This window comes from Gottfriedia sp. ABJ_BB2_2, assembly GCF_055484705.1.
Map to the genome: position 1 here is coordinate 431,634 of NZ_JBVFKR010000002.1, position 21,891 is coordinate 453,524.

The 21,891-nt window shown below is 32.2% G+C and carries 25 protein-coding genes; 9 read left to right on the forward strand and 16 right to left on the reverse strand.

The features are described 5' to 3' along the window. Nucleotides 1-228: 228 nt before the first annotated feature. The 3 genes from ACX6U0_RS07065 to ACX6U0_RS07075 form a co-directional block, all read right to left on the reverse strand. Nucleotides 229-900, reverse strand: coding sequence for a VOC family protein (locus tag ACX6U0_RS07065; RefSeq protein WP_464959251.1), 672 nt, complete (start codon nucleotides 898-900; stop codon nucleotides 229-231). Between the two features lie 191 nt (nucleotides 901-1,091). After that, a complete protein-coding gene (locus ACX6U0_RS07070) occupies nucleotides 1,092-1,535 on the reverse strand; it encodes a DinB family protein (RefSeq protein ID WP_464959252.1) in 444 nt (147 codons plus the stop codon). Between the two features lie 13 nt (nucleotides 1,536-1,548). After that, nucleotides 1,549-1,974 (reverse strand): cytidine deaminase, encoded by a 426-nt coding sequence (locus tag ACX6U0_RS07075; protein ID WP_464959253.1) that lies wholly within the window; start codon nucleotides 1,972-1,974, stop codon nucleotides 1,549-1,551. 215 nt (nucleotides 1,975-2,189) lie between these two features. Here ACX6U0_RS07075 and ACX6U0_RS07080 point away from each other — a divergent pair, with 215 nt between their 5' ends. Continuing rightward, a complete protein-coding gene (locus ACX6U0_RS07080; RefSeq protein ID WP_464959254.1) occupies nucleotides 2,190-2,726 on the forward strand; it encodes a GNAT family N-acetyltransferase in 537 nt (178 codons plus the stop codon). Between the two features lie 414 nt (nucleotides 2,727-3,140). Here the strand turns inward: ACX6U0_RS07080 and ACX6U0_RS07085 are convergent, their stop codons facing one another. Together ACX6U0_RS07085 and ACX6U0_RS07090 are read right to left on the reverse strand one after the other, a co-directional pair. Further along, entirely contained in the window at nucleotides 3,141-3,908 is a 768-nt protein-coding gene (locus ACX6U0_RS07085) for an SDR family oxidoreductase (protein WP_464959255.1), read from the reverse strand. A 28-nt stretch (nucleotides 3,909-3,936) separates the two neighbouring features. Further along, nucleotides 3,937-5,475 carry an FAD-dependent oxidoreductase gene (locus ACX6U0_RS07090; protein ID WP_464959256.1) on the reverse strand — a complete coding sequence of 513 codons (1,539 nt, stop codon included), beginning with the start codon at nucleotides 5,473-5,475 and terminating at the stop codon, nucleotides 3,937-3,939. Nucleotides 5,476-5,644: 169 nt separating this feature from the next. Here ACX6U0_RS07090 and hpt point away from each other — a divergent pair, with 169 nt between their 5' ends. Beyond that, nucleotides 5,645-6,172, forward strand: coding sequence for a hypoxanthine phosphoribosyltransferase (hpt, locus tag ACX6U0_RS07095; RefSeq protein ID WP_464959257.1), 528 nt, complete (start codon nucleotides 5,645-5,647; stop codon nucleotides 6,170-6,172). A 583-nt stretch (nucleotides 6,173-6,755) separates the two neighbouring features. Beyond that, the gene (locus ACX6U0_RS07100; protein ID WP_464959258.1) at nucleotides 6,756-8,015 is read left to right on the forward strand and encodes a TolB family protein; all 1,260 of its coding nucleotides are present in this window, start codon (nucleotides 6,756-6,758) and stop codon (nucleotides 8,013-8,015) included. 205 nt (nucleotides 8,016-8,220) lie between these two features. On the opposite strand, the gene ACX6U0_RS07105 is transcribed toward ACX6U0_RS07100, so the two are convergent. The 4 genes from ACX6U0_RS07105 to ACX6U0_RS07120 all read right to left on the reverse strand — a co-directional run bounded on the left by ACX6U0_RS07105 (nucleotide 8,221) and on the right by ACX6U0_RS07120 (nucleotide 11,345). Next, nucleotides 8,221-8,757: a hypothetical protein gene (locus ACX6U0_RS07105; protein ID WP_464959259.1), complete on the reverse strand. Its 537-nt coding sequence runs from the start codon at nucleotides 8,755-8,757 to the stop codon at nucleotides 8,221-8,223. Nucleotides 8,758-8,897: 140 nt separating this feature from the next. Beyond that, the gene (locus ACX6U0_RS07110; protein WP_464959260.1) at nucleotides 8,898-9,917 is read right to left on the reverse strand and encodes an NAD-dependent epimerase/dehydratase family protein; all 1,020 of its coding nucleotides are present in this window, start codon (nucleotides 9,915-9,917) and stop codon (nucleotides 8,898-8,900) included. Nucleotides 9,918-9,988: 71 nt separating this feature from the next. Beyond that, nucleotides 9,989-10,843 (reverse strand): GNAT family N-acetyltransferase, encoded by an 855-nt coding sequence (locus tag ACX6U0_RS07115; protein WP_464959261.1) that lies wholly within the window; start codon nucleotides 10,841-10,843, stop codon nucleotides 9,989-9,991. Between the two features lie 49 nt (nucleotides 10,844-10,892). Next, nucleotides 10,893-11,345 carry an N-acetyltransferase family protein gene (locus ACX6U0_RS07120; RefSeq protein ID WP_464959262.1) on the reverse strand — a complete coding sequence of 151 codons (453 nt, stop codon included), beginning with the start codon at nucleotides 11,343-11,345 and terminating at the stop codon, nucleotides 10,893-10,895. A gap of 344 nt (nucleotides 11,346-11,689) precedes the next feature. Between ACX6U0_RS07120 and ACX6U0_RS07125 the strand changes: the two genes are divergently transcribed. From ACX6U0_RS07125 to nadE, 4 genes are read left to right on the forward strand one after another with little or no spacing between them, the layout of a single operon-like run. After that, nucleotides 11,690-12,241, forward strand: coding sequence for a cysteine hydrolase family protein (locus ACX6U0_RS07125; RefSeq protein WP_464959263.1), 552 nt, complete (start codon nucleotides 11,690-11,692; stop codon nucleotides 12,239-12,241). Beyond that, nucleotides 12,238-13,707, forward strand: a complete 1,470-nt coding sequence (locus ACX6U0_RS07130) for a nicotinate phosphoribosyltransferase (protein WP_464959264.1) — start codon at nucleotides 12,238-12,240, stop codon at nucleotides 13,705-13,707. The genes ACX6U0_RS07125 and ACX6U0_RS07130 overlap by 4 nt, the downstream gene beginning before the upstream one ends. Beyond that, nucleotides 13,700-14,332, forward strand: coding sequence for a nicotinate-nucleotide adenylyltransferase (gene nadD / locus ACX6U0_RS07135; RefSeq protein ID WP_464959265.1), 633 nt, complete (start codon nucleotides 13,700-13,702; stop codon nucleotides 14,330-14,332). The genes ACX6U0_RS07130 and nadD overlap by 8 nt, the downstream gene beginning before the upstream one ends. After that, on the forward strand, nucleotides 14,329-15,150 hold the full coding sequence (gene nadE, locus ACX6U0_RS07140) for an ammonia-dependent NAD(+) synthetase (protein ID WP_464959266.1): 822 nt from the start codon (nucleotides 14,329-14,331) through the stop codon (nucleotides 15,148-15,150). Before nadD ends, nadE begins: the two co-directional genes overlap by 4 nt. A gap of 72 nt (nucleotides 15,151-15,222) precedes the next feature. Here nadE and ACX6U0_RS07145 read toward each other — a convergent pair whose 3' ends face one another. Then, complete coding sequence (locus tag ACX6U0_RS07145; RefSeq protein ID WP_464959267.1) at nucleotides 15,223-16,137, reverse strand: sensor domain-containing diguanylate cyclase; 915 nt, start codon at nucleotides 16,135-16,137, stop codon at nucleotides 15,223-15,225. Nucleotides 16,138-16,309: 172 nt separating this feature from the next. Here ACX6U0_RS07145 and ACX6U0_RS07150 point away from each other — a divergent pair, with 172 nt between their 5' ends. Continuing rightward, nucleotides 16,310-16,450, forward strand: coding sequence for a lmo0937 family membrane protein (locus ACX6U0_RS07150; RefSeq protein WP_464959268.1), 141 nt, complete (start codon nucleotides 16,310-16,312; stop codon nucleotides 16,448-16,450). Nucleotides 16,451-16,705: 255 nt separating this feature from the next. Next, on the forward strand, nucleotides 16,706-18,226 hold the full coding sequence (locus tag ACX6U0_RS07155) for a flavin monoamine oxidase family protein (RefSeq protein ID WP_464959269.1): 1,521 nt from the start codon (nucleotides 16,706-16,708) through the stop codon (nucleotides 18,224-18,226). Nucleotides 18,227-18,267: 41 nt separating this feature from the next. Here the strand turns inward: ACX6U0_RS07155 and ACX6U0_RS07160 are convergent, their stop codons facing one another. The 6 genes from ACX6U0_RS07160 to ACX6U0_RS07185 form a co-directional block, all read right to left on the reverse strand. After that, nucleotides 18,268-18,687: a hypothetical protein gene (locus tag ACX6U0_RS07160; RefSeq protein ID WP_464959270.1), complete on the reverse strand. Its 420-nt coding sequence runs from the start codon at nucleotides 18,685-18,687 to the stop codon at nucleotides 18,268-18,270. Nucleotides 18,688-18,704: 17 nt separating this feature from the next. After that, entirely contained in the window at nucleotides 18,705-18,956 is a 252-nt protein-coding gene (locus tag ACX6U0_RS07165) for a hypothetical protein (RefSeq protein WP_464959271.1), read from the reverse strand. Nucleotides 18,957-19,039: 83 nt separating this feature from the next. After that, a complete protein-coding gene (locus tag ACX6U0_RS07170) occupies nucleotides 19,040-19,381 on the reverse strand; it encodes a cupin domain-containing protein (RefSeq protein WP_464959272.1) in 342 nt (113 codons plus the stop codon). A 126-nt stretch (nucleotides 19,382-19,507) separates the two neighbouring features. Continuing rightward, complete coding sequence (locus ACX6U0_RS07175) at nucleotides 19,508-19,858, reverse strand: VOC family protein (RefSeq protein WP_464959273.1); 351 nt, start codon at nucleotides 19,856-19,858, stop codon at nucleotides 19,508-19,510. A 220-nt stretch (nucleotides 19,859-20,078) separates the two neighbouring features. Beyond that, complete coding sequence (locus ACX6U0_RS07180) at nucleotides 20,079-20,708, reverse strand: thermonuclease family protein (RefSeq protein WP_464959274.1); 630 nt, start codon at nucleotides 20,706-20,708, stop codon at nucleotides 20,079-20,081. Between the two features lie 133 nt (nucleotides 20,709-20,841). Beyond that, nucleotides 20,842-21,783 (reverse strand): DNA-3-methyladenine glycosylase family protein, encoded by a 942-nt coding sequence (locus tag ACX6U0_RS07185; RefSeq protein WP_464959275.1) that lies wholly within the window; start codon nucleotides 21,781-21,783, stop codon nucleotides 20,842-20,844. Between the last annotated feature and the right edge of the window lie 108 nt (nucleotides 21,784-21,891).

Sequence of the window (21,891 nt, forward strand, 5' to 3'; positions counted from 1 at the left end):
ACTTATATTCTATAAAATCTGACAAAAAACCTACTAAATTTAGTAATAACAAAATAACCACCTAATCTTAGGTGATTATTTACTTAATGCTTAATCTATTCACACATACTTTCGTTTCGTTAATCTACTGATTTTTCTTAATATATGTTACTCGATTTAAATTGAACATTTCATCATAATATTGTGTCATAACAAAATGAAAAAGTACGTCTAGAAATTACAAATCAACTATATATCTTTAATGTCTACATTGCCAAGCTCATCAACTTCAATTAATTTTTTCTGGTCAATAGTAATGACAACCGGAAAGCATTTTGAGCGTTTATCTGAAAATATCCATCTTCTATTTTGTGGACCAAGTAATAGAAAACAGCCTTCCTTCCCCATAAAGTTTAATGACTCAGTTAATTCCTCTCCCTCTCTTACCCCTATTCCATTTGCAATTAACTGATTTCCAACAGACAAAACATCTGTCGTTGTAACATTGATTTCACTTATATCTAGTATTGAGTTTGCCGTGAAAGCATCATTACTCTGTACCGATACTGAGTGCCTTGAAATAAATTCGACGATGTTTCCAGATGGGTCTATAAAATAACAAGAATGTGCATCTAAAAACTTGAAATACACTTCATTCATCCCATCTTCCACTGTAAGTGTAACTTTTAATTGAGCCCAGTATTTAGCCTCCTGAAATCGATTGGAAGGAATATTAAACGCAAAATGATAAAAAGGATTTGTTTCTTTTTTTGTCTCCAAAAATTCTAGTAAACTACTTCCAACTTGAATAGCAAATTGATTTTCATTGGATGTAATTAACTGAAAACCTAGCACATGATCATAAAAATGCCTTGTCTCATTCAGTTTACTAGTATGTATTGTTACTTTATTAATTTTCATTTGAACGCCTCCTCATATCCATTTTTCAAACTAACCTTATAAAAATTTAGACCTTTATAATCGTTACATAGTGATGAAGTGTTATATTCGATTTAACATTCATTTGAAAAATATTTTAAATAGTTTTTTAAAAATTAAATATTATTTAGCTCAAAAGAGATGAAAAGGCATCGGGAAAACTCAGAAGCCTTTTATATAACCTCTAAGATTTGTTTTTGATGATGTAAATCATGTTCGATAAACCCACCCAAATATTGAAGAATTGATAAATTTCGATAAAATGGTGTAGTAAGTTTTCGCTCATCTAGATTCTCGATACACTCAATCAATTTTTGACGATTTTTTGCAAATTCATTTAAGATTGATTCTTTGTAATGATTTCTAGCATATTCAGCAGCAGTAGCATTGAACTTTTCTACATCAGGGCTAATTGGAAAATCCTCATTTTGAATGGCTATTCGATGTTCAATGATGTATTCATCCCACGCGCTTAGATGTGAAATGATTTCAGCAACAGTCCATTTATTTTCTGCAATTGGTTGTCGCCATTTTTCTTCTGAAAGTTCATGTAATGAATGAACCCATAATCTCATTTGAAGATTGTGCTTTAATAGTACTTCTTTTGAAATTGACATTATTATCCTCCAATTAAACCTCTCTTTTATATTTTAATGGAATTAGCTCATGAATTTTTACTTTGACAAGTTCATCATTTTCTTCAATAATGACATAGCAATTTGGTGAGTAATCGGAAATTAGTTCTCTACACATTCCGCACGGACTAACTACTTTTATCTCTCTATTTACCTCATCTGAATATGGATGTCTTACTGCTACGATCGTATCAAATCCTTTGTCCCCATCTGAGATTGCCTTTCCAATTGTTATGGCTTCAGCACAAACTGATACCCTCCCGATATATGCCTCAATATGTACTCCTGAAACAACTCTTCCTGAATTTGTACGAATTGCAGCTCCGACATGATGCTTATCATCTTCGTATAAGGAAGAAATCTTTTCTTTTGCAGCTTCTATTAATTCAAAATCCTCTTGTATTAGTTGATACTTTTCCATCGAAATCCTTCTTTCGTTGCATAATATAGTTATTGCAAATAAGTTTCGGTTACTTTTATTTGTTATAAAGAGATAATTAAATGTGGAACTTATGGATGTTAACTCTTTATTTACTTCTTCATTATGAAAAACAGTCCTCTTTTTCTTATCGGTTGTAGAGGATTTCATTTCACGAAACACGAATTACTTCTTGTTATTATATAGGGGGAATGATGATGATTTTTCAAAATGGTCAATTAAAGGTAAGACTAATCAATGAAAATGACATACCATTTTTAGTTAAATGGCTATCAGATCAAAATGTTCTTCAATATTATGAAGGCAGGGATAATCCATTTAATGAGGAAAAAGTTCGTTCTGTTTTTTTTAATAAAGAAGAGTCGGTAACGATGTGTATGGTGGAATATGAGGATAAAGAAATTGGATATATACAATTTTATGAATTAGATGATGACGGAAAAAGAGAGTATGGTTATGAGAATACGTCTGAAAAGCTTTACGGGATGGATCAATTTATTGGAGAAGTAGATTACTGGAATAAAGGAATTGGTGGTCAGCTTATTTCGGCAATGATTCATTATTTAACAATGGAACTGAATGCAGACAAAGTCGTTATGGACCCTCAAACATGGAATGAAAGGGCAATTGCTTGTTATATGAAATGTGGGTTTAAAAAGGTGAAATGTTTACCAAAACACGAATTTCATGAAGGCGAATTTAGAGACTGTTATGTGATGGAATATTGTAGATGAAAAGAATTGTTTAATTTTGATTAACGGATGCGGAGATGAATTACTGAACTTTGAAAAAAAGCATTTGATAGGGGCTATCCCAAAAATAGAAAAAAATTTTCACTTTATAGATTATGTATTTATTCATGAAAGTTGTATTAAAATACCTTGTCTTTGAGGCCTAACATTAAAACAGAGCGATTGGAACGGAAGGTGCTCGACTCCTATGGGAGATGCGGGAAGGCTGAGACCCCACAGGCCTGCCGGCCGAGGAGGCTCAGCTCACGCCCCATGGAAAGCGAGCAACCTAGAGTAGAAATCAACACATTATTTTTTTAAAAAACGAAACAGGCTCTTCTTTTGTTTCTATTTTCATTGCTAATACTTTTGATAAATAAATAAAAAGGTCATATCCAGTGAATATGACCTTTCTTATTATCTTCTAAATCCACCTTCTGAATGAAGGATTTGACCAGTAATCCATTCACCATCGTCGCTCACTAAAAACTTAATTAACTTTGCAACATCTGTGGGTTCACCTATTCTCCCAAGTGGAAATGAAGGAATAAGATAATCTTTGATTTCATCTGTCATCCAGCCTGTATTTGTTGGACCAGGATTTACTGCATTTACTGTAATGCCTAAATTTGCAACCTCAGCCGACAAGGTGATTGTTAATGCATCAATTGCTCCCTTTGTTGTCGCATAGGCAAGTTCTCCTGGCATTGGTCCTTTAAATTGGCCAGATGTCAGATTGATAATTCTACCGCCTTTTTTATATTTAAAATGTCTAGCAAACAAAATACTTAATAATGTTGTCGCACGAATATTAATATCATAATGATTGTTTAAGTCTTGTGCAGTTAAATTAGAATAATCATTATTTGTAGAATAAGCTGCATTATTAATTAAAATACTTGGATAACCAAGTTCATTAATTACTTCTTGAAATAATTGATTCGGCGCATCTTCTTTTGATAAATCAATTTCAAGAGATGCTACTCTTACTCCTTTAGCACTGCATTCGTCTTTTAGTTTTTGAGGTTCATCTTGCTCAATACCCCAGGGCATTTCTTGATCATAAGAGGTCCAATAGGTAAAAAATATATCATATCCCTCATTAGCTAATTGACGACAAATGGCTGCACCGATCCCATTTAATCTGCTAGCACCAGTAATAATTGCTATTTTATTTTGATTCATATGTTTCTCCTCATATTTCTTTTCTATATTATTGGGTAAAGACTTGTTTTAATGGCTTTTCAGCAGGTCCTTCGAGAACCTCACCATAAATTGAAAATCTAGATCCATGACAAGGACAATCCCATGATTTTTCTCCATTATTCCATTCAACTTCACAGCCTAAATGGGTACAGGTTGTATCAACACAATGAACCTTTCCATTTACATCTTTATACGCTCCCACTCGTTTCCCATCAAGCGATACAACAGATCCTTCATCATTATATAATTCTTCTATTTTTCTAGAAACTGGCTCTAGTTTCCCTTCAATTAAGTGTTTAGCTACATCAATATTTTGCATTAAGAAATGCTTAATACTAGGGTTAGCTTGAAATCTAGAAGGAGAGAATAATTCTGCATTTGGAGCGTCCTTTTCTAAAATTAAATTACTAATTAATTTGGCAGAAACAGTACCATTTGTCATGCCCCACTTACGGTATCCAGTGGCAACATAAATATTATGATGATTTTCTGAATATCGACCAATATAAGGAACATTATCTAAAGTCACTAAGTCTTGTGTTGACCATCTATATTTTACATCTTCAATACCAAAGACTTCATCCCCAAATTGTTTCAAATTCTCATAAAAACTCATTGTACGAGTTTCTACGCCAGTTTTATGACCTTCACCTCCAATTAACACTAATTCTTCATCATTATATTTTATTGTTCTTAATGATCTCTTTGGATCTTCTGCACTTAAATACATTCCTTTAGGGAACGGTGACTTAAGTTTAGCCGCTAAAACGTACGAACGGTCTGCATGCATTTTTGCAAAAAACAGTTTCATGCCGTCATAGAAAGGAAAATGAGATGCACTAACAACATGCTTACATTTAATTTTCTTTCCACTTTGCGTAATGACTTGAGCTATTTTGCCAGGTTCTAAATCAATTACAACAGTTTCCTCATATACACTTAATCCTTTTTCAATAGATTCCTTTAACATGTAAATTAAATATTTTAATGGATGGAACTGTGCTTGATTTTTCATTGAAATTGAAAACTTAGATTGTAAAGGTAGATCTGTACTTTCAGAACCAAAGGCGTCAATGCCTAGTAATTCATAAGCTTTTAATTCTTTATGTAAATTGTTTACATATTGATCTGAATTTGTGTAAATAATTGAATCTTGAATCTCTAAATTACAGTCTATTTGATGATCAGTACTGTATTTTTTTATAAAATTCATAGCCTCTTTTTGAGATTCATAATAGATTCTAGCCTTCTCTAGTCCAAAATTTTGTATTAACTCATCATAGATTAAATCATGTTGAGCCGTAACTTTTGCAGTTGTATGACCAGTCGTACCATTCAAAATTTTATTAGCGTCTAGAATTGCAACCTTCATCCCTGCTTGTGTTAAAAAGTATGCAGTTGAAATCCCGGTAATTCCTGCGCCAACTATAACAACATCAAATTCTTCATCTTCTGTATAAGGCTGAAAGGAAGGTACATTTAAACCACTTCTCCACATTGGCTTAGAATGTTTCGGTAAGCCATTGTAGTCAATTTTTTCATTCATGTAATAACCTCCATAAATAGTATATGGCTATTATTACCAAACTGCAGTCACTTCATTAATAATCATTTATCTTAGTAATTAACACTACTATTTGGTTATAATGAAACTGTCTTTATGAAAATATAAATGTTTGATACTACTACCACTAATATTGTAAGGAGGCATACAAATGCCGTATAGAATTAAAGATACATTAATTTCTGAAACTGATCTGAAACACAGAGTAAAACAAATTGCCGAAGAAATAGAAAAGGATTTTAACAATGAATCTGTTGTAATGATTGTTGTACTAAAAGGTTCATTTGTATTTGCAGCAGATTTAATTAGAGAAATGAAAAGTGATATTAATGTAGATTTCATTTCCGTTTCAAGCTATAGTGATCAAACAGAATCTACCGGTAAAGTAAAACTATTAAAGGACCTTGACTCAAATATCACAAACAAAAATGTAGTTGTGATAGAGGATATTATTGATAGTGGTTTAACTTTACATTTCTTAAAGGATCATCTTCAACTACACAAACCTAGAAACATTAAAATTTGTACGCTATTGGACAAGCCTGAACGAAGAAAAATTGACTTACCAGTTGATTACGTTGGATTTGTCATTCCTGATGAATTCATCGTTGGCTATGGAATTGACTATGCACAAAAATTTAGAAACCTTCCATATATCGCAACAGTAGAAGAGTACTAAGAGCAGTTGTAAATAAGAATTAGAGCCGATTCATTCGGTTCTTTTTTTATTTACAAGGATGTTAATGTAAAGGAATCTACTTTAACAAAAAAAACATCTTTATAGTTGTCTTTTCTAATAGATTTTTTTAATTCCTTTCAACTCTCGAATTTCATCTTCCAGTATACTGATTCTCTTATTCTGTCTATAAAACATCGGGAAAAATAAAATGACCAACACCACAGACATAATAATCCACATTAGATGTACCTCCTTTTTTTTGAATGATAAATTAAGCTTCTAAATAAATTTTTTTTGAAATATTTTGCTTTTAGGATTGATATAAAGACAAAAGTTGATTACAACGGAAGGTGCGAGACTCCTGTGGGAGATGCGGGAAGGCTTAGCTCGCGCCCCACGGAAAGGGAGCATCCTGTAGTTGTAATCAACTAACACACTCTTAATTAGCAACAATGATTACGACAACAACATTTTTTATCATTTTGTTTTATTAAGTATTTAAGGATGCTTTCATAACAACTAAATTGATATTTCCATGTAGAGTAGGGAAAAATATTCAAAACTTGAATAAAGAGGTGAACGAATGCAGCAAAAAATATTCATCGTAATGATGATCTTTGTATATTTACTTTTTCCTAATTTAACTCATGCAGAAACTGACAACACTTTTTTAAAGATAGCCTATGTAAAGGATGGGTATTTATGGATAAAAATAAATAACAAAGAGCAAAAAATTACAAGTAAACAAGCAGTTTATCATTATCCTCCCCAGTGGTCATATGATGGACAATTTATTCTATATCAAAAAGAAATTACACAAAGTACAACAGAATCCTATCCTACTCAATCCGAAATTTGGGTTTATAACTTAAAAACAAAAAAACATACTTTGATTTTTAATGATGGATCTAATCCAAAATGGTCACCTAATAAAAATATCATTGCATTCTTAGATGGTGGAGTATTAAATGTTTCTGATTTTAAACAATTCTATAATATAGCTCTTGGTGTAGATGATTTTAACTGGTTCCCAGATGGTAAAAGCTTTATTGCATCATCAAGCGCCTCTCTCCACCCTGATGGTTGGACGAACCCAATTCTATATAAAATATCTTTACCAAATGATTTAAAAAACCATAAAATATTAACCGAAAATGTAAATCAGTTTTTTGTCATTCCGAAGGATTTAAAAAAAGGAAATGTAAATATCCCTTCGATTAATGCAAGTAGTTTTCAATTTTCACCAAATCAAAAATGGATATCATTTATCGTTAGTCCAACCGCTTCATGGTCCATGGATAGTAATTTACTTTGTATCATTTCAACCGATGGAAAAATTTTTGAAATACAAGATGAAGTCATTTTTCAAGTTGATGAACCAAAATGGGCATTTCAGAAAAATATATTAGGTTATATTGCTGGTGGCGGAAGATTAGTCGCAGGTTTTAAAGATAAAGATTTAAAAATCACTGAAATGCCAGCATTTACTTCTACAAATTTAACACCACCTAATTTTGCTGAATTAGGATTTACGTGGTGTAATGATTCTACATTAATTGTGTCACGTGTAGTTGAAAGTGAGTGGTCCAATGATCCTAAAAAAAGACCAAAACCCGCTTTATTTCTAGTCAATATTCATGAACCAAACCAAACAAAAATCACAAATCCTCCTAAAAATTTAGGTGACTATAGCCCAATTTATTCCACTTCGTCATATAAAATTACATGGGTAAGAAGAAGTGACTTAGAAATAGAAGGGGATTTGTGGATTGCCGATTTGAATGGTAAAAACCCTAAAATACTAATTAAAAAAGTTGGATTATATTCTATTTTTAATAAATAGACACAGTTAATGCCTATAATTAAAAGGATGAATTTTTTTCATCCTTTTTTACTTGCTTGTTGTTAAATGTGAGACATCAACAAAAAACTCATTTCGTAAAATTGACAAAGTACTTAATTCAGATAAAAATTGCACCTGCCCTAAATAATTCCTCATTTCTACATGACATTCAAATGGAGAGTGTTCAAACCTAGTTACAATTACTTTATCGATAAGTAATTTCATCAAAACCCATTTTGAAATTTGAACTATTTTTTGTAGTCATTGGCTGGTCGGGATAATAGAGAACTAAATTTCTATAGATTAATTCATACTTACTGTTTTTAAAATACTTTCCTAATTCCAAAACATTCATTTTTTTATGACCAATGTAGATATCTTTATCTTTCGGTTTTTCCTTCGTAAAACCATAAGCAAGCTTACTATTCACATAATGTATTCCTGCTCCATCCCCTGCATATAAATGTTCTACATTAAATAAAGTAGCCTTATATTTATTAAACATTGTTGATGTTTTATAAACATACATACTATGTGGAATATCAGTTATACAAATAAAATAAGAGCTATTTGGTAGACTTACAAACTGATAATTTTCTCCACTTAGTTCATTTTCATTTATATTAGACTTTATTGAAGCAGTCACTGCTTCTTTTTTAGTATCATAATAGTTTGTAAAATAGTAGGCGTTCGCAATCACCACAATGATACATACGAATAGTACAATTAATTTTTTCCCCATATATTTTCCTTTCGTTACAAATCATTTCGATACCTGAATACGAAAATCATGACAATTGATTCAACATGAAAAATAGCCACCTAACTTTGTGGCTAATCTTTTTCACAAGTAAATAGTTTTCTAATTCAACGAGGAATATATTAGCTATTCGTTAATAGTTCAATTTCCTTTTGTCGATCTAAACCAGCTTTCCTTGGACCTTCTTCACGTGTTGTTTCCCAAACTAATACATCATTAAGAGTTTCCGAGAGTGGCCTAAACGTTAATCCTTTATTTATTGCTTTTTGAATGTCTACCGCTAAGAATCCTTTTAATGGTTTTTCTTCGCCTTCTAATGGAAACTCCTCTGGAATCCAAAGAGGCATTTCCCCCCATGGCCCCACTTGTTTTTCTTTTAAATATTGTTCTGATACCCATCTAAAGGTTGCATCACTTTGGCAAACTTTTTTACACTCTTCAAGAAATTTCTCCATTGTTAATGTGTAATCTGGGCCGGTTGCATTAAATATACCTGTTACATTTTCTTCAACCATTTTAATAATCCAGTCTGCTAAGTCTCGAGAATCGATTATTTGAATTTGGCGGTCTTTTCGACCAGGAGCCAAAATAGTACCACCTTCAGAAACTCGCTTTACCCAATATGGGAGTCGGTCTGTATAATCATGAGGACCAACTAGTTGTCCAGCACGAACAACCAATACTTTACCAGGCAATTCATTCTCAGCGGCTTCTTCACTTCGTACCTTTAATGGACCGTAATATTCATTGTAAAATGGTCCAGCAGAATCTCTAGTTATTTCTTCTAGCTTTTCATCTGACATAGTATGAACTTCACCAGATTCATCTACACCAACTTCACTCAATTCTTTATAAGCAGATAGACTAGAAATGTATGTATAATGTTTTATTGGATTTAGTGTTTTGATTATATTCAAAACTGTTCTAGGAATAAAACCGCACGTATCAATAACTGCATCCCACTTACGTCCCTTTAGTGCAGCTAAGTCACCATCTCGATCACCAATTAATTGTTCAACATTTGGAAATAAGTTTCGGTTATTACCACGGTTGAAAAGCGTGACGGTATGTCCCCTTTCTAACGCCGCCTCAACAATGTATCTACCTAAAAATCTTGTTCCACCTAAAACTAAGATATCCATCGTAACCCCTCCTTTAATACACAATATTTATTGTTAAATTGAAATATACTCTTACCTTAGGAAGATTAGATTTATACTGACTTCGTTAACGGTATTAATTGCGCATGACAGTTCTTTTCATAAAATTCTATTGGGCCAGCCTGATCAATAATCACATACTCATATCCAACTGATTTCATTTCTTTTAAACAATGATGTAGTAGTTCTGAACCAATTCCTCTTGAACGTGCATGTCTTGACGTACCCATGGGGCCAAATATTCCTTTTTTATTCCGCACAACATCATAACAAGCGAAACCTACTATTCTCCCTTTCTCTAAGGCAATATATATCGGTAGTTCACTTGAATTGAAGCCATTTTGAACTGATTCAATCCACGCATCACCAAATTCAGTCTGCACAAATAGTCGTACGATTTGAAAATCTTCTAAAGTAACTTTTCGAACAATAAAACCTTCTTTCGTATTTTGTTGCTCTAAGTCGTTCTCTAAGCTAATAATTAAATCTCTTGGAGACGCTACTATACTTAAGATCTCTCTAATCCTATTTTGGTCCAGATATTGAGTGAAAGAACTCTCTACCTCTAACAGCGCACTTAAGAGATGACCTTCATTTAAATATATTTGACCAAAACGTTTCATCTTTTGTTCTGCTTTTTTAACGACTTCATTAGTTAAAAGTGATACATTATATCCATGTATTTGAATACTTTCATAGGTTTGTTGAATATTAGTGTTAAATTGATTGAGAAAATGGTTTCCTAATTCCTGAGTTAAATATAAATATAATTCTTCACAAACACCTGAACCTTCCTTACATGCTCCAAAGAATAGATGAATTGGTTGAATTGCTTCATCTTCATTTATCAAGCTTTTTGCTATTGTGAAAATTCTATGTAATCTTTCAGTAAATTGAAATGAGTTCACTCACAACCACCTTACACAAATTTATATAATAATAACTTTGCCTAACTGATTACGATTGACCTTCAATCATCAATGAATAGGAACGAAATGCTTTTTCAAGTTCATAGCCATTTTTTTCATAAAGTGCTTGAGCCGCTTTATTATCGTTAGCTGTTTGAAGATCTAATGATTTAGCGTTTGTCTCAATCGCATATTGTTTGGCAGCATCTAACAGATATTGGGCTACCCCTTTGTTTCTTGCAGTTTTTGATACGAATAAATCATTTAAAATCCATAGTCTTTTCATTGAAACTGATGAAAACGAAGGATATAGTTGGGTAAATCCTAAAAATTCGCCACCTTCTTCAACGACAAAAATAACTGACTCGTTATTTTTTATTCTTTCTGTAATAAATGCTTCCGCTGCTTCAATATTGCTTTCTTGTTTGTAAAATACACGATATTGATCAAATAATTTTGCTACTTCCTTTACCTCTGATCTGTTAGCTTGAAAAACTCGCATTTCTTTCACCCCTAAATCTAATCATTTTGCCTTTATATCAATCTCATATAGACTAAGCATACATAAATACTACTAATGATTACTTCGATAAATGATAGAAGAATCCTTTTCATTGCTCCACCTAATCAAGACTAGATGCTTCATATACTAATTATTTGTACACTGGAAACTATAATAGAGATAATTTATTTAATAAATTTACTTTTATTTGTTTTCATATGAATTAACTTATAATAAGATTAAATTGAAAAATAATGGTATCACTTCCATTATTATGCATTTATTATTTTTAATTTGTGAACTTTTCTACAAACAAATATATTCATTAGTTAGGGGATCTGTAAATGAATAATAAAGCATTGATCATTATTGATTATACAAATGATTTTGTAGCAGATGACGGTTCATTAACATGTGGGAAACCTGCCCAAGAAATTGAACAAAATATCATTCTAATAACGAAAAACTTTTTGAAACAAGATGACTTTGTTGTTTTTGCTGTTGATGTGCATGATCAAGATGACCAATTACACCCTGAAACAAAATTATTTCCACCACATAATATTCGCCACACAAATGGAAGGAATTTATATGGAGGGTTACAGGAAGTGCTTAAGGAGTCCAAAGATTTTTCAAATGTACATTGGATGGATAAAACGAGATATTCTGCTTTTGCAGGTACTGATCTTGAAATAAAACTAAGAGAACGTAATATTAGTGAACTTCATTTAATCGGAGTATGTACAGATATTTGTGTATTACATACAGCAGTTGATGCTTATAATAAGGGGTATAAATTAGTCATTCATAGTGATGCTGTAGCCAGCTTTAACGCAGCAGGTCATGAATGGGCTTTAAGTCATTTTAAAAACACTTTAGGGGCGGAAATACGATGAATACAAATTTTCATGATGATAGCCTTGCATTACATACAGATTTATACCAAATAAATATGGCTGAAACTTATTGGGGCGACAATATTCACAATAAAAAAGCTGTCTTTGAACTATACTTTCGAAAGCTTCCATTTGGAAATGGCTATGCTATTTTTGCTGGTTTAGAAAAAATCATTCATTATCTTCAAAACTTTTCATTCAGTCAATCGGATATAGAATATCTTAAAAATGAACTAGGTTATGAAGCAGAATTTCTGGAGCATTTATCTACAGTGAAATTTACAGGAACGATTAAAGCTCTTCTTGAAGGAGAATTGGTTTTTTCAAATGAACCTATTTTAAGAATTGAAGCTCCACTACTAGAAGCTCAATTAATTGAAACGGCATTATTAAATATTGTAAATTACCAAACTTTGATCGCAACAAAAGCTTCTCGTATTAAACATATTGTTGGTGATGATACACTAATGGAATTTGGTACTAGGCGTGCACAAGAGTTTGACGCAGCCATTTGGGGAGCTAGAGCTGCTTTTATTGGTGGTTTTCATGCTACAAGTAATGTAAGAGCAGGCAAATTATTTAATATACCTGTTTCAGGTACACATGCTCATGCACTAGTTCAAGCTTATCGAGATGAGTACATTGCCTTTAAGAAATACGCAGATCGACATTATCATTGTACTTTTTTAGTTGATACTTACGATACGCTTAAAAGCGGCGTTCCAAATGCGATTAAAGTCGCCAAGGAATTAGGAGATAAGATTAACTTTGCAGCAATTAGATTAGATAGCGGTGACTTAGCGTATTTGTCTAAAGAAGCCCGAAAAATGCTTGATGAAGCTGGCTTTAAAAACACTAAAATTATAGCTTCAAATGATTTAGATGAATATACTATTTTAAATTTAAAATCCCAAGGAGCTAAAATTGATTCTTGGGGTATTGGTACAAAACTAATTACAGCATATGACCAACCTGCATTAGGAGCAGTTTATAAATTAGTCAGCATTGAAGATGAAAATGGACAAATGGTTGATACAATTAAAATCTCTCAAAATCCAGAAAAAGTAACGACACCAGGTTTTAAAAAGCTGTATCGCATTATTAATACAATTAATCATCATGCTGAAGCAGATTATATTGCGATGGATGATGAAAATCCAGAATCAGAAGAAAAAATTAAATTATTTCACCCAATCCATACATATATCAGTAAGTTTGTGACCCATTTTGAGGCGAGAGAACTCCATCATGAAATCTTTAAGAATGGTGAATTGGTCTATTCAATTCCAGATATCAAAGATGTTCAAGTATTTGCTGAAGAAAACCTATCTTTACTGTGGGAAGAATATAAACGCGCATTGAATCCCGAAGAATATCCAGTAGATTTAAGTGAGAAATGCTGGAATAACAAAATGGAGAAAATAGCGGAAGCTAGGAGAAAGACTGAGGAATTAAAGAATGGCTAAAATCGGAATATATGGTAGCTCATTTGATCCTATCACAAATGTTCATTTATGGACTGCAAGCACAATTGCCCATCGTTGTAAGTTAGATAAAGTCATTTTCTTACCTTGCTCTTCAAAACGTAGGGATAAGCAACTACATAATACAGATGAACACCGATGGAATATGTTGAGTTTAGCTATCAAAAATAATCCAAAATTCATTGCTGATAATTACGAAATGAATAAGGAAGCTTGGGAAGTTTTTACGTATTATACGATGAATCATTTTAAATCCAAATTCCAAGATGATGAGGTTTATTTCATCATGGGTGCCGATCTTTTAGAAGACATTGCAGATGGAAAATGGAAATATGGAGACCAATTAGTATCTGAAAACAAATTTATTGTGATGGCCCGTGATGGAATTGATATGCTTAAAACAATCTCCCGTTCTCCTCTGTTAAGAAATAATGATAACGGTACAAGATTTCACCTGATAGATAAAGGTTTAGCCATGGAGATTAGTTCTACTTATATTCGCGAAGAGTTCGCAAAAGGTGGAGAACCTAGATATTTATTGCCTGAGGAATGTTATGCATATATCAAAAAGCACAATCTATATCAACAAAAGGAGAATGAAGATTGAATACATTGCAAAAAGAAATTGTTGAAGAAATGAAAGTAAAGCCTGTGATTGATCCAAAAGAAGAGGTCCGAATTAGCATCGATTTCCTTAAAAACTATTTAAAGAAACATCCTTTTTTAAACGGGTTTGTATTAGGTATTTCAGGTGGTCAAGACTCTACATTAACGGGAAAACTTGCACAACTTGCAATTAATGAACTAAATGAAGAACAATCTGAAAAGAAATATATATTTATAGCTGTAAGACTTCCATACGGTGTTCAAATGGATGAAGACGACTGTCAACTTGCCCTGCAATTTATACAACCGACAGAAACGTACACTGTTAATATCAAAGCAGCCGTTGACGCTAGTGTAGCAACATTAAAATCGGTTGGAATTGAATTAACTGACTTTGCAAAAGGGAATGAAAAAGCTCGCGAACGTATGAAAGTTCAATATAGTATTGCTGCAATGAAAGGCTGTGTCGTTTTAGGAACTGACCATTCGGCTGAAGCAATTACTGGTTTTTATACTAAATATGGTGATGGAGGCGCAGATCTCACACCGATATTCCGCCTTAATAAAAGACAAGGGAGAATGCTATTAAAAGAATTAAATTGCCCTCCTAAGTTATATGAAAAGGTACCAACAGCTGATTTAGAAGAAGACCGACCTCAATTGGCAGATGAAGTGGCACTCGGCGTTACATATGATGATATCGATGATTACTTAGAGGGTAAAGAAATCAGTGCAGATTCCAAGACTAAAATTGAAGCATGGTTTAATAAATCACGACATAAAAGACAAATGCCATACACTGTATTTGACACATTTTAAGTAAAGGCTCTTTTTTTGAAAATGCAAACTAATAAAGCTGCCATTTAATTGGCAGCTTTTCGTTCTTATGATTTAAGCTCTTGTTACAAAGCTTATAGGTTCCTTTTTTGATTCGTATAAACATTGATCTGCAGCTGCCATTAATTTTGATAACTCTACTTTATTTGTATCAACAATTCCACAAGAAATTTGTACTGAAGTGTTCTGATCTAGTCTGATTTCTTCACATTTATCAATTAGATTCTTAATGATATCTCCAGTTTGTTCTACGCTACTATCGGTAAATAATACACCAAACTCATCTCCACCAAATCTAAAGGCATACGCATTATTTGGTATGATGGTTTGAAGAACCTCACTTACCCTAATTAATACTTCATCTCCTTTTTCATGTCCGAATTGATCATTTATTTTTTTAAACTGATCTATATCAAACATTAAAAAAGTATGGACGGTATTTATACTATTTAATTGTGTCATCATTTTGTTCCAAAAGTAACGATTATATAAACTTGTTAAAGAATCTTTTATGATAAAAGTTTCAAGGTCAACAACATAAGAAAGGAATTTTGCCAGCCTTGTCAGTATACTGATTGTTTTTTCATCGAAAAGAAAAGGGTCTTTGTTTTGGGCACAAACAGTTCCAAATACCACGCCATTTTTTAATATGATTGGTACTCCAGCGTATGAACACATTTTATTGGTAATTGTCGCATTCAGAAATTTTACTCGTTCGTCTACTAAACTGTTTACAATAAGAACTGGTTCCTTCCCTTGGAGAGTGTACTGACAATACGTCTCCTCAATAGGCATTATGATTCCTTCATCTAGCCAAATTTTGTTTTTTACTTTTAATACCTTTAATATGTTCTCGTCAATAAAGCTAACAAAAAACTCATGTTTTCCAATTAAATCATTTGCCATTTGCAAAATATCATTTGCAACATCTTCAAAGTTAAATGCATCTTCCACTGGGTATCTTTTCATTCATCTTTCTCCTGATTTTTATATCATTTCTTTATTTTATTGTATCAAAATTTTCTTAATAGAAAGACTACTATTGTCATTAAGATAAAAATTTCTTTTTAAATTTTGGATATGATAATTAATATTGGAGAAGGTATTAATACAGTACCATTAGAAAGGAATGAATTATACTATGTGGGCTTTATTTATTATACTTTTAGTATTATGGTTACTAGGATTTTTTGTTTTCCATATTACAGGCTGGTTAATTCATATTGTATTAATCATTGCAATTATCGTATTCTTAGTTCGCCTATTTAGACGAAAAACCTAACGTAATTTTTGATTATTTGAGCTTGTGAACCACAAGCTCTTTTTTGTGCTTATTTTTTGAGAAAACCCTTATTTTAAAAAAATGTATGCGTTGATTTTCATTTCAGGATGACAACTCAAGTTACGATACTCCCCTTCCTTTATAGAAAGTAAAGTAATTGCTCAGATATATTACATAAGTAAATATTCACTTCTATCTACCTCTGGCAATGAATAAACTGCTATCAATATGATTAAATTCCAAAGGGGAGTCAATATGCCAGATGTTAGTCAGGAAAGTCCTTTAACTATGGAGCAAATGCTCCAAACGATTCGAACAGGATTACCTAAAACATTGGTTCCTAAAAATATAACCGTTGTCGGAGCTGGGATTTCTGGATTGGTAACTGCTTCTCTGTTAAAAGAAGCAGGACATAATGTCACTATTTTAGAAGCAAATAATCGTGTTGGTGGACGGATATTTACCGATCGAGCATCTTTTTATAGTGGGCAATATGTTGAGCTTGGTGCAATGAGGATTCCTTCAATTCATTTACTAGTTCTTGAATATATTAAAAAGTTTAACCTACCAGTTGAAGAATTCATAAATAGCACCCCAAATGACATTATTTACGTTAATGGCGTTCGTACAATTCAATCTAAATATGAAGAAGATCCAGACATACTAGAGTTTCCAACTGCTGAAAGTGAAAAAGGAAAAACAGCAGATGATTTAGCCAAATACGCTATGGAACCAGTAACTAGTTTTATCGCAAAAAATCCTAAAAAAAATTGGGATATCGTCATTAAAGAATTTGATCGTTTCTCTATGGAGTATTATTTAAAATATAATCCATTTGGTAGAAGATTATCTGTTGGCGCAATCGATATGATTAAGGTTATGCTTGGACTTGAAGGGTTTCCAGAACTTTCATTTACGGCTCTTCTTCGAGAAGTTATGATTTTGTTTACAGAGGGACTTAAATTTTATGAAATTATGGGAGGCAACGATCACCTTCCAGCTTCCTTTCTCCCACAATTAAGAGAAAATATTTACTTCAATCAAAAGATGAGAAGAATTGAGCAAACTGATTCTGGGGTGGCAATTCATACGATTGATACAAATACATCTCAACATTATACAACTACAGCAGACCTCGCAATTATTACAATTCCATTTTCATTATTAAACTTTGTCGAAGTTACCCCACATGATTTATTTTCATATAACAAATACAAAGCAATTAGACAGTTACACTATGTAGCATCTACAAAAATAGCACTGCAATTTAGAACAAGGTTTTGGGAAAAAGAAGGATTCGTGGGTGGAAAAATGATTTCAGATTTACCAGTACGTTATGCTTATTTCCCTAGCCAATCTGTTGGCACAGAAGGTCCCGGTGTGTTATTAGCAAGCTATACTTGGGAAGACAACGCAACACTTTGGGATAGCTTGACTGAAGAAGAGAAAATTTCAGATTCACTTGAAAATCTCGCCTATATCTATGGCCCAGAAATATATGATGAGTATCTTACTGGAACAAGTTTTAGCTGGGCTGAAAATCCTTTTTCTGGTGGTGCTTTTGCGATTTTCAAACCAGATCAACAGACTGAAATTGCACCTTACATTCAAATACCTCAAGGAAACGTCCACTTTGCAGGAGATCATACATCAACAACACCGGGCTGGATACAAGGAGCTATTGAGTCAGGCATTAGAGTTGCATATGAAGTAAATGATTTACCTAAGATATCAGATAGTCATGAAGCTAATCAATTTGAAAATGAAGCAAATTAAACAAAACAAGCCTGTTTTCAATTGACCAGGCTTGTTTCATTTTATCCTATTTTCAGATATCCTACCGTTGGTACAAATGAATATCCTTGATTCATAATCATATTCGTTAATTCCGTTGTATCATTTTCTTTTAATTGATGAAACAAACGATATTGAACTTGTATATTCTTCTTCCCTTTAAGGATTGCATTTAAATATGCCAACTCAATATCTAGACATGGAATTCTGTATGTAAGATTAGTTGTTAACCTATTCGTAATTAATTGTTGAAATTGTATTTCAGCTTCATCTGCTAGCATGTTTCCACTCTTGATCTCATTCATAAAATTGTTTTGTTTACTTGAAAGCTCATTAACAACATATTCAATTTCTACTTTAGATAATGTCCTAGTATCCCTTATTGGAAGAGACGGTTTATCAGTCGGTTCTTTACTAAATAACTGCCTTAAATACTGAATCATCTTTACGATCCTTCCATTCATTCATCTTTTTTATTCTTTGAATTACGTTCATTACCTCGTTTAAAATTCCCTGTAACTTTTGCTAAAATTAGCTGTATCTCTTTTTCATTGGCTGCCGAATTTAATTTACTTAGTATCCGCTCTGCCTCTTTCCCCTTTAATGTCGTAACTGGTTTTCCACACCAATCAATAAATACAGTATTATTTTTTGTAACTCGATATGTAAAAACTTCCTCATCTAACCGATTTCTTTTATCAATATTTCCCAAATGTAATCCCCTTTTTTATAAGTATTACGTTTCAACAAACTACATTTTTCTAGTTCTAAACTTATTATGTACGTTCTACTATCCTAACTTAACGTTTCACGATCATGTTTACTAGTAGGTTGCGATATGACTAAAAACTCAATTTCTTCTTCAGAATGATTAAACATTTGATGCGGAATTAATGGTGCTACTTCAATTCCTTCATTTTGTGATAAATCAAATATATCTCCATTTACTTCTATTGTTGCTAACCCTTTTAATACAAAGAAAAATTGCTTAGATTTATGATGATAATGCCTTACTTCATATGTATTTGGTGGCATTCTCTCATGAATAATGCTAATATCATTATTTTTAACAAGATGCCAGCCATCACAATTGTCTCCCCAAATATAGTGTTCTGCATTTTTATTACTTATCTTCATACATCTAGCTCCTACCTGAAACTTTTAAAAAATCTATTTTAAATACTTACATTCGGTACCTTTTTGGTTTTTCCTTGCAAGCTCTCAAACAAAACACTATTTTTATATAAAACATTTCCTCTTTTTTTATTTCTCCCAAATTTCAATCCATCGTCCTTCAGGATCTGCAATCCATACAAAGGTACCATACTCACTTACTTCAGGCTCTTTTAGAAGTGTTACTCCAATTTTATTGAAATGTTCAATCCACAATTTTATATTCTCTACTTGAAAGTTTAACATCACTGACTGATCTTTCGGAAAGTACTCGCTCTCTTGCTTAAATAACGAAAATATTGTTTCGTTGTCTGAATCTGGCTTTACAATCGTACCATTCCAATCACCCATTGAAATGCCTAAAACCTCTTTATACCAATTCTTCAAAGTATTTGCGTCTTGTGTTCTCCAAAATATTCCACCGAAACCTTTTATTTTCATTTCACAATCCTCCAATTTTGAATACTGTATAATTTTTCCACCTAGCTTAATGATATCAAAATATGTCTATATTTAAGATACTTATTTTCAGAAGAAAGTATTAAGATTTTTTAGTATTCGCTTCTTTTTCATAAAAAAGGTAAAAAAAGCAGATTCATTTAAGAATGAATCTGCTTTATTACGGTTTATACGTAATGTCTACTCCCGTTTTTATCAATTACTACCTTTCACAAGCATAACCATCTTGGTCACGGTCCATCTTTGATTCATATGCTTCATGATTTTTAGGAACCCCGTTAGGGTACACCTTTCTTAAATCAGTGCAGTTTGCAAATTTTTGTAATTGATCGTTAGTAGATGTAGGTGTTGTTCCAGTTTTATTGCTCCATAATCCAACTTTTTGTTTCTCTGCATTTGCTTGTAATTCTCTTAGCTCAGCTTCATAAGAATATGTGCCATAGTCATAGAACTTTTCTACAAATCCTTTTTTAATCATTTCTCTTTGTAATAACTTACCATCAATCCAAATCCAGGCAAGCGTTCGATCATATTTATCCTTCTTTGGACCATCATATTGTAATTGAATCTCGTTAGCATTTTTTAAAAGCTTACAAGTATACGCTGCTGCTTCTTTGCCGTAAGGTTCAACCGTTCTAGTACTTTCAGGCGTATCGATATATAGAAATCTAGTTGTTCCAACTTTCGTAAATGTTGCAGTGTCACCGTCAATACATTTTGTTAGCTCAACAGTAACTTGTTCGCCTGCTGTAGCTTGAGCTGTCTTGTTTTCTTGACTACATCCGGATATACCAATGATTGCAATCAATATGATGATAAACATGTTCTTCATGATGTTCCCCCATTAAATACTTATTCCACTTATTTTAACAATAAAAAATAAGAATGTAAGTGTTACTAGAGAAATTTCCCCATTTTTGAATGATTTATCTTTATCTATTGAGTTAAAATACATATAAAATTTTTTAACTATATAAAGATCTCCATAAATAAAAAGTTACATAAGCCTCCCAACCGATCCATTTTTTAGCGAGTTCTTTGATTTCTTCGATTGTTGGTTTTTTATTTAACCCAAGTTGTATTTTTAACGCATTATGAATTCCAACGTCAGCAATGGGTAAAGCAGATGGTTCTTTTAAACACTTCATTAACACATAGTCAGCAGTCCAATTACCAATTCCACGAATACTGATTAAATGTTTACATTTATCTTCATAATTTCCACTGTTCACTATGATTTCTTTTGATAGTTTGCCTTCTGACATTAATTTGGCAATTCCAATCACGTACTCTGCTTTTCTTTGAGTAAATTGAAGACTTGTTAAATCAGAGATTTCTAACTTTGCAATGACTTCTGGAGTTGGAAAAAGAAAAAATAATTCATCGTGCCAATTAAATTGTTCGCCATATTTTTCTACAAATCTTCTTTTCAATGTATACGCAAAAGTTAAATTAATTTGCTGACCCATAATAGCCCAACACAACGCCTCAAACAAGTCTGGTATGCCAATCAAACGTAGCCCATAAAAATTTTTAATCAATGAATCTAACATATCATCCTGTTTTGCAAGTTCATAAAAACGATCTAAATCCTGATCCAAATCAAATAAATCCCATATATAGTTTGCTGCTTGTAATTTTATTTCTTCATTAAATGATTGATTTTGGAGTTCTATCATTAGATTTCCCTTTTCTTCATAAACCCTTATTAAAACTATTTCATTATTTATTTTAATTAATTTAACGAAGGCATGCTCTACTACACTATGTAAAACCTCATTTTTTGATCTGTCTAAAAAAATTAAACACTCATTAAAGCTAAAATCTTCAGGTGGATTTATGATGACAATATTTTCTCGTTCATCAAGTAAAATATTGTTTTTTGCTTTTTTATTTTCCATATTCATGACATTCACCTTCTATCTCAATTTTGGGAAGACATTAAAGAGACACTACTGCTTCAAAGTAATGTCTCTTAATAATGTAATCGTAACATTTTCTTGTTTAACTTCTAT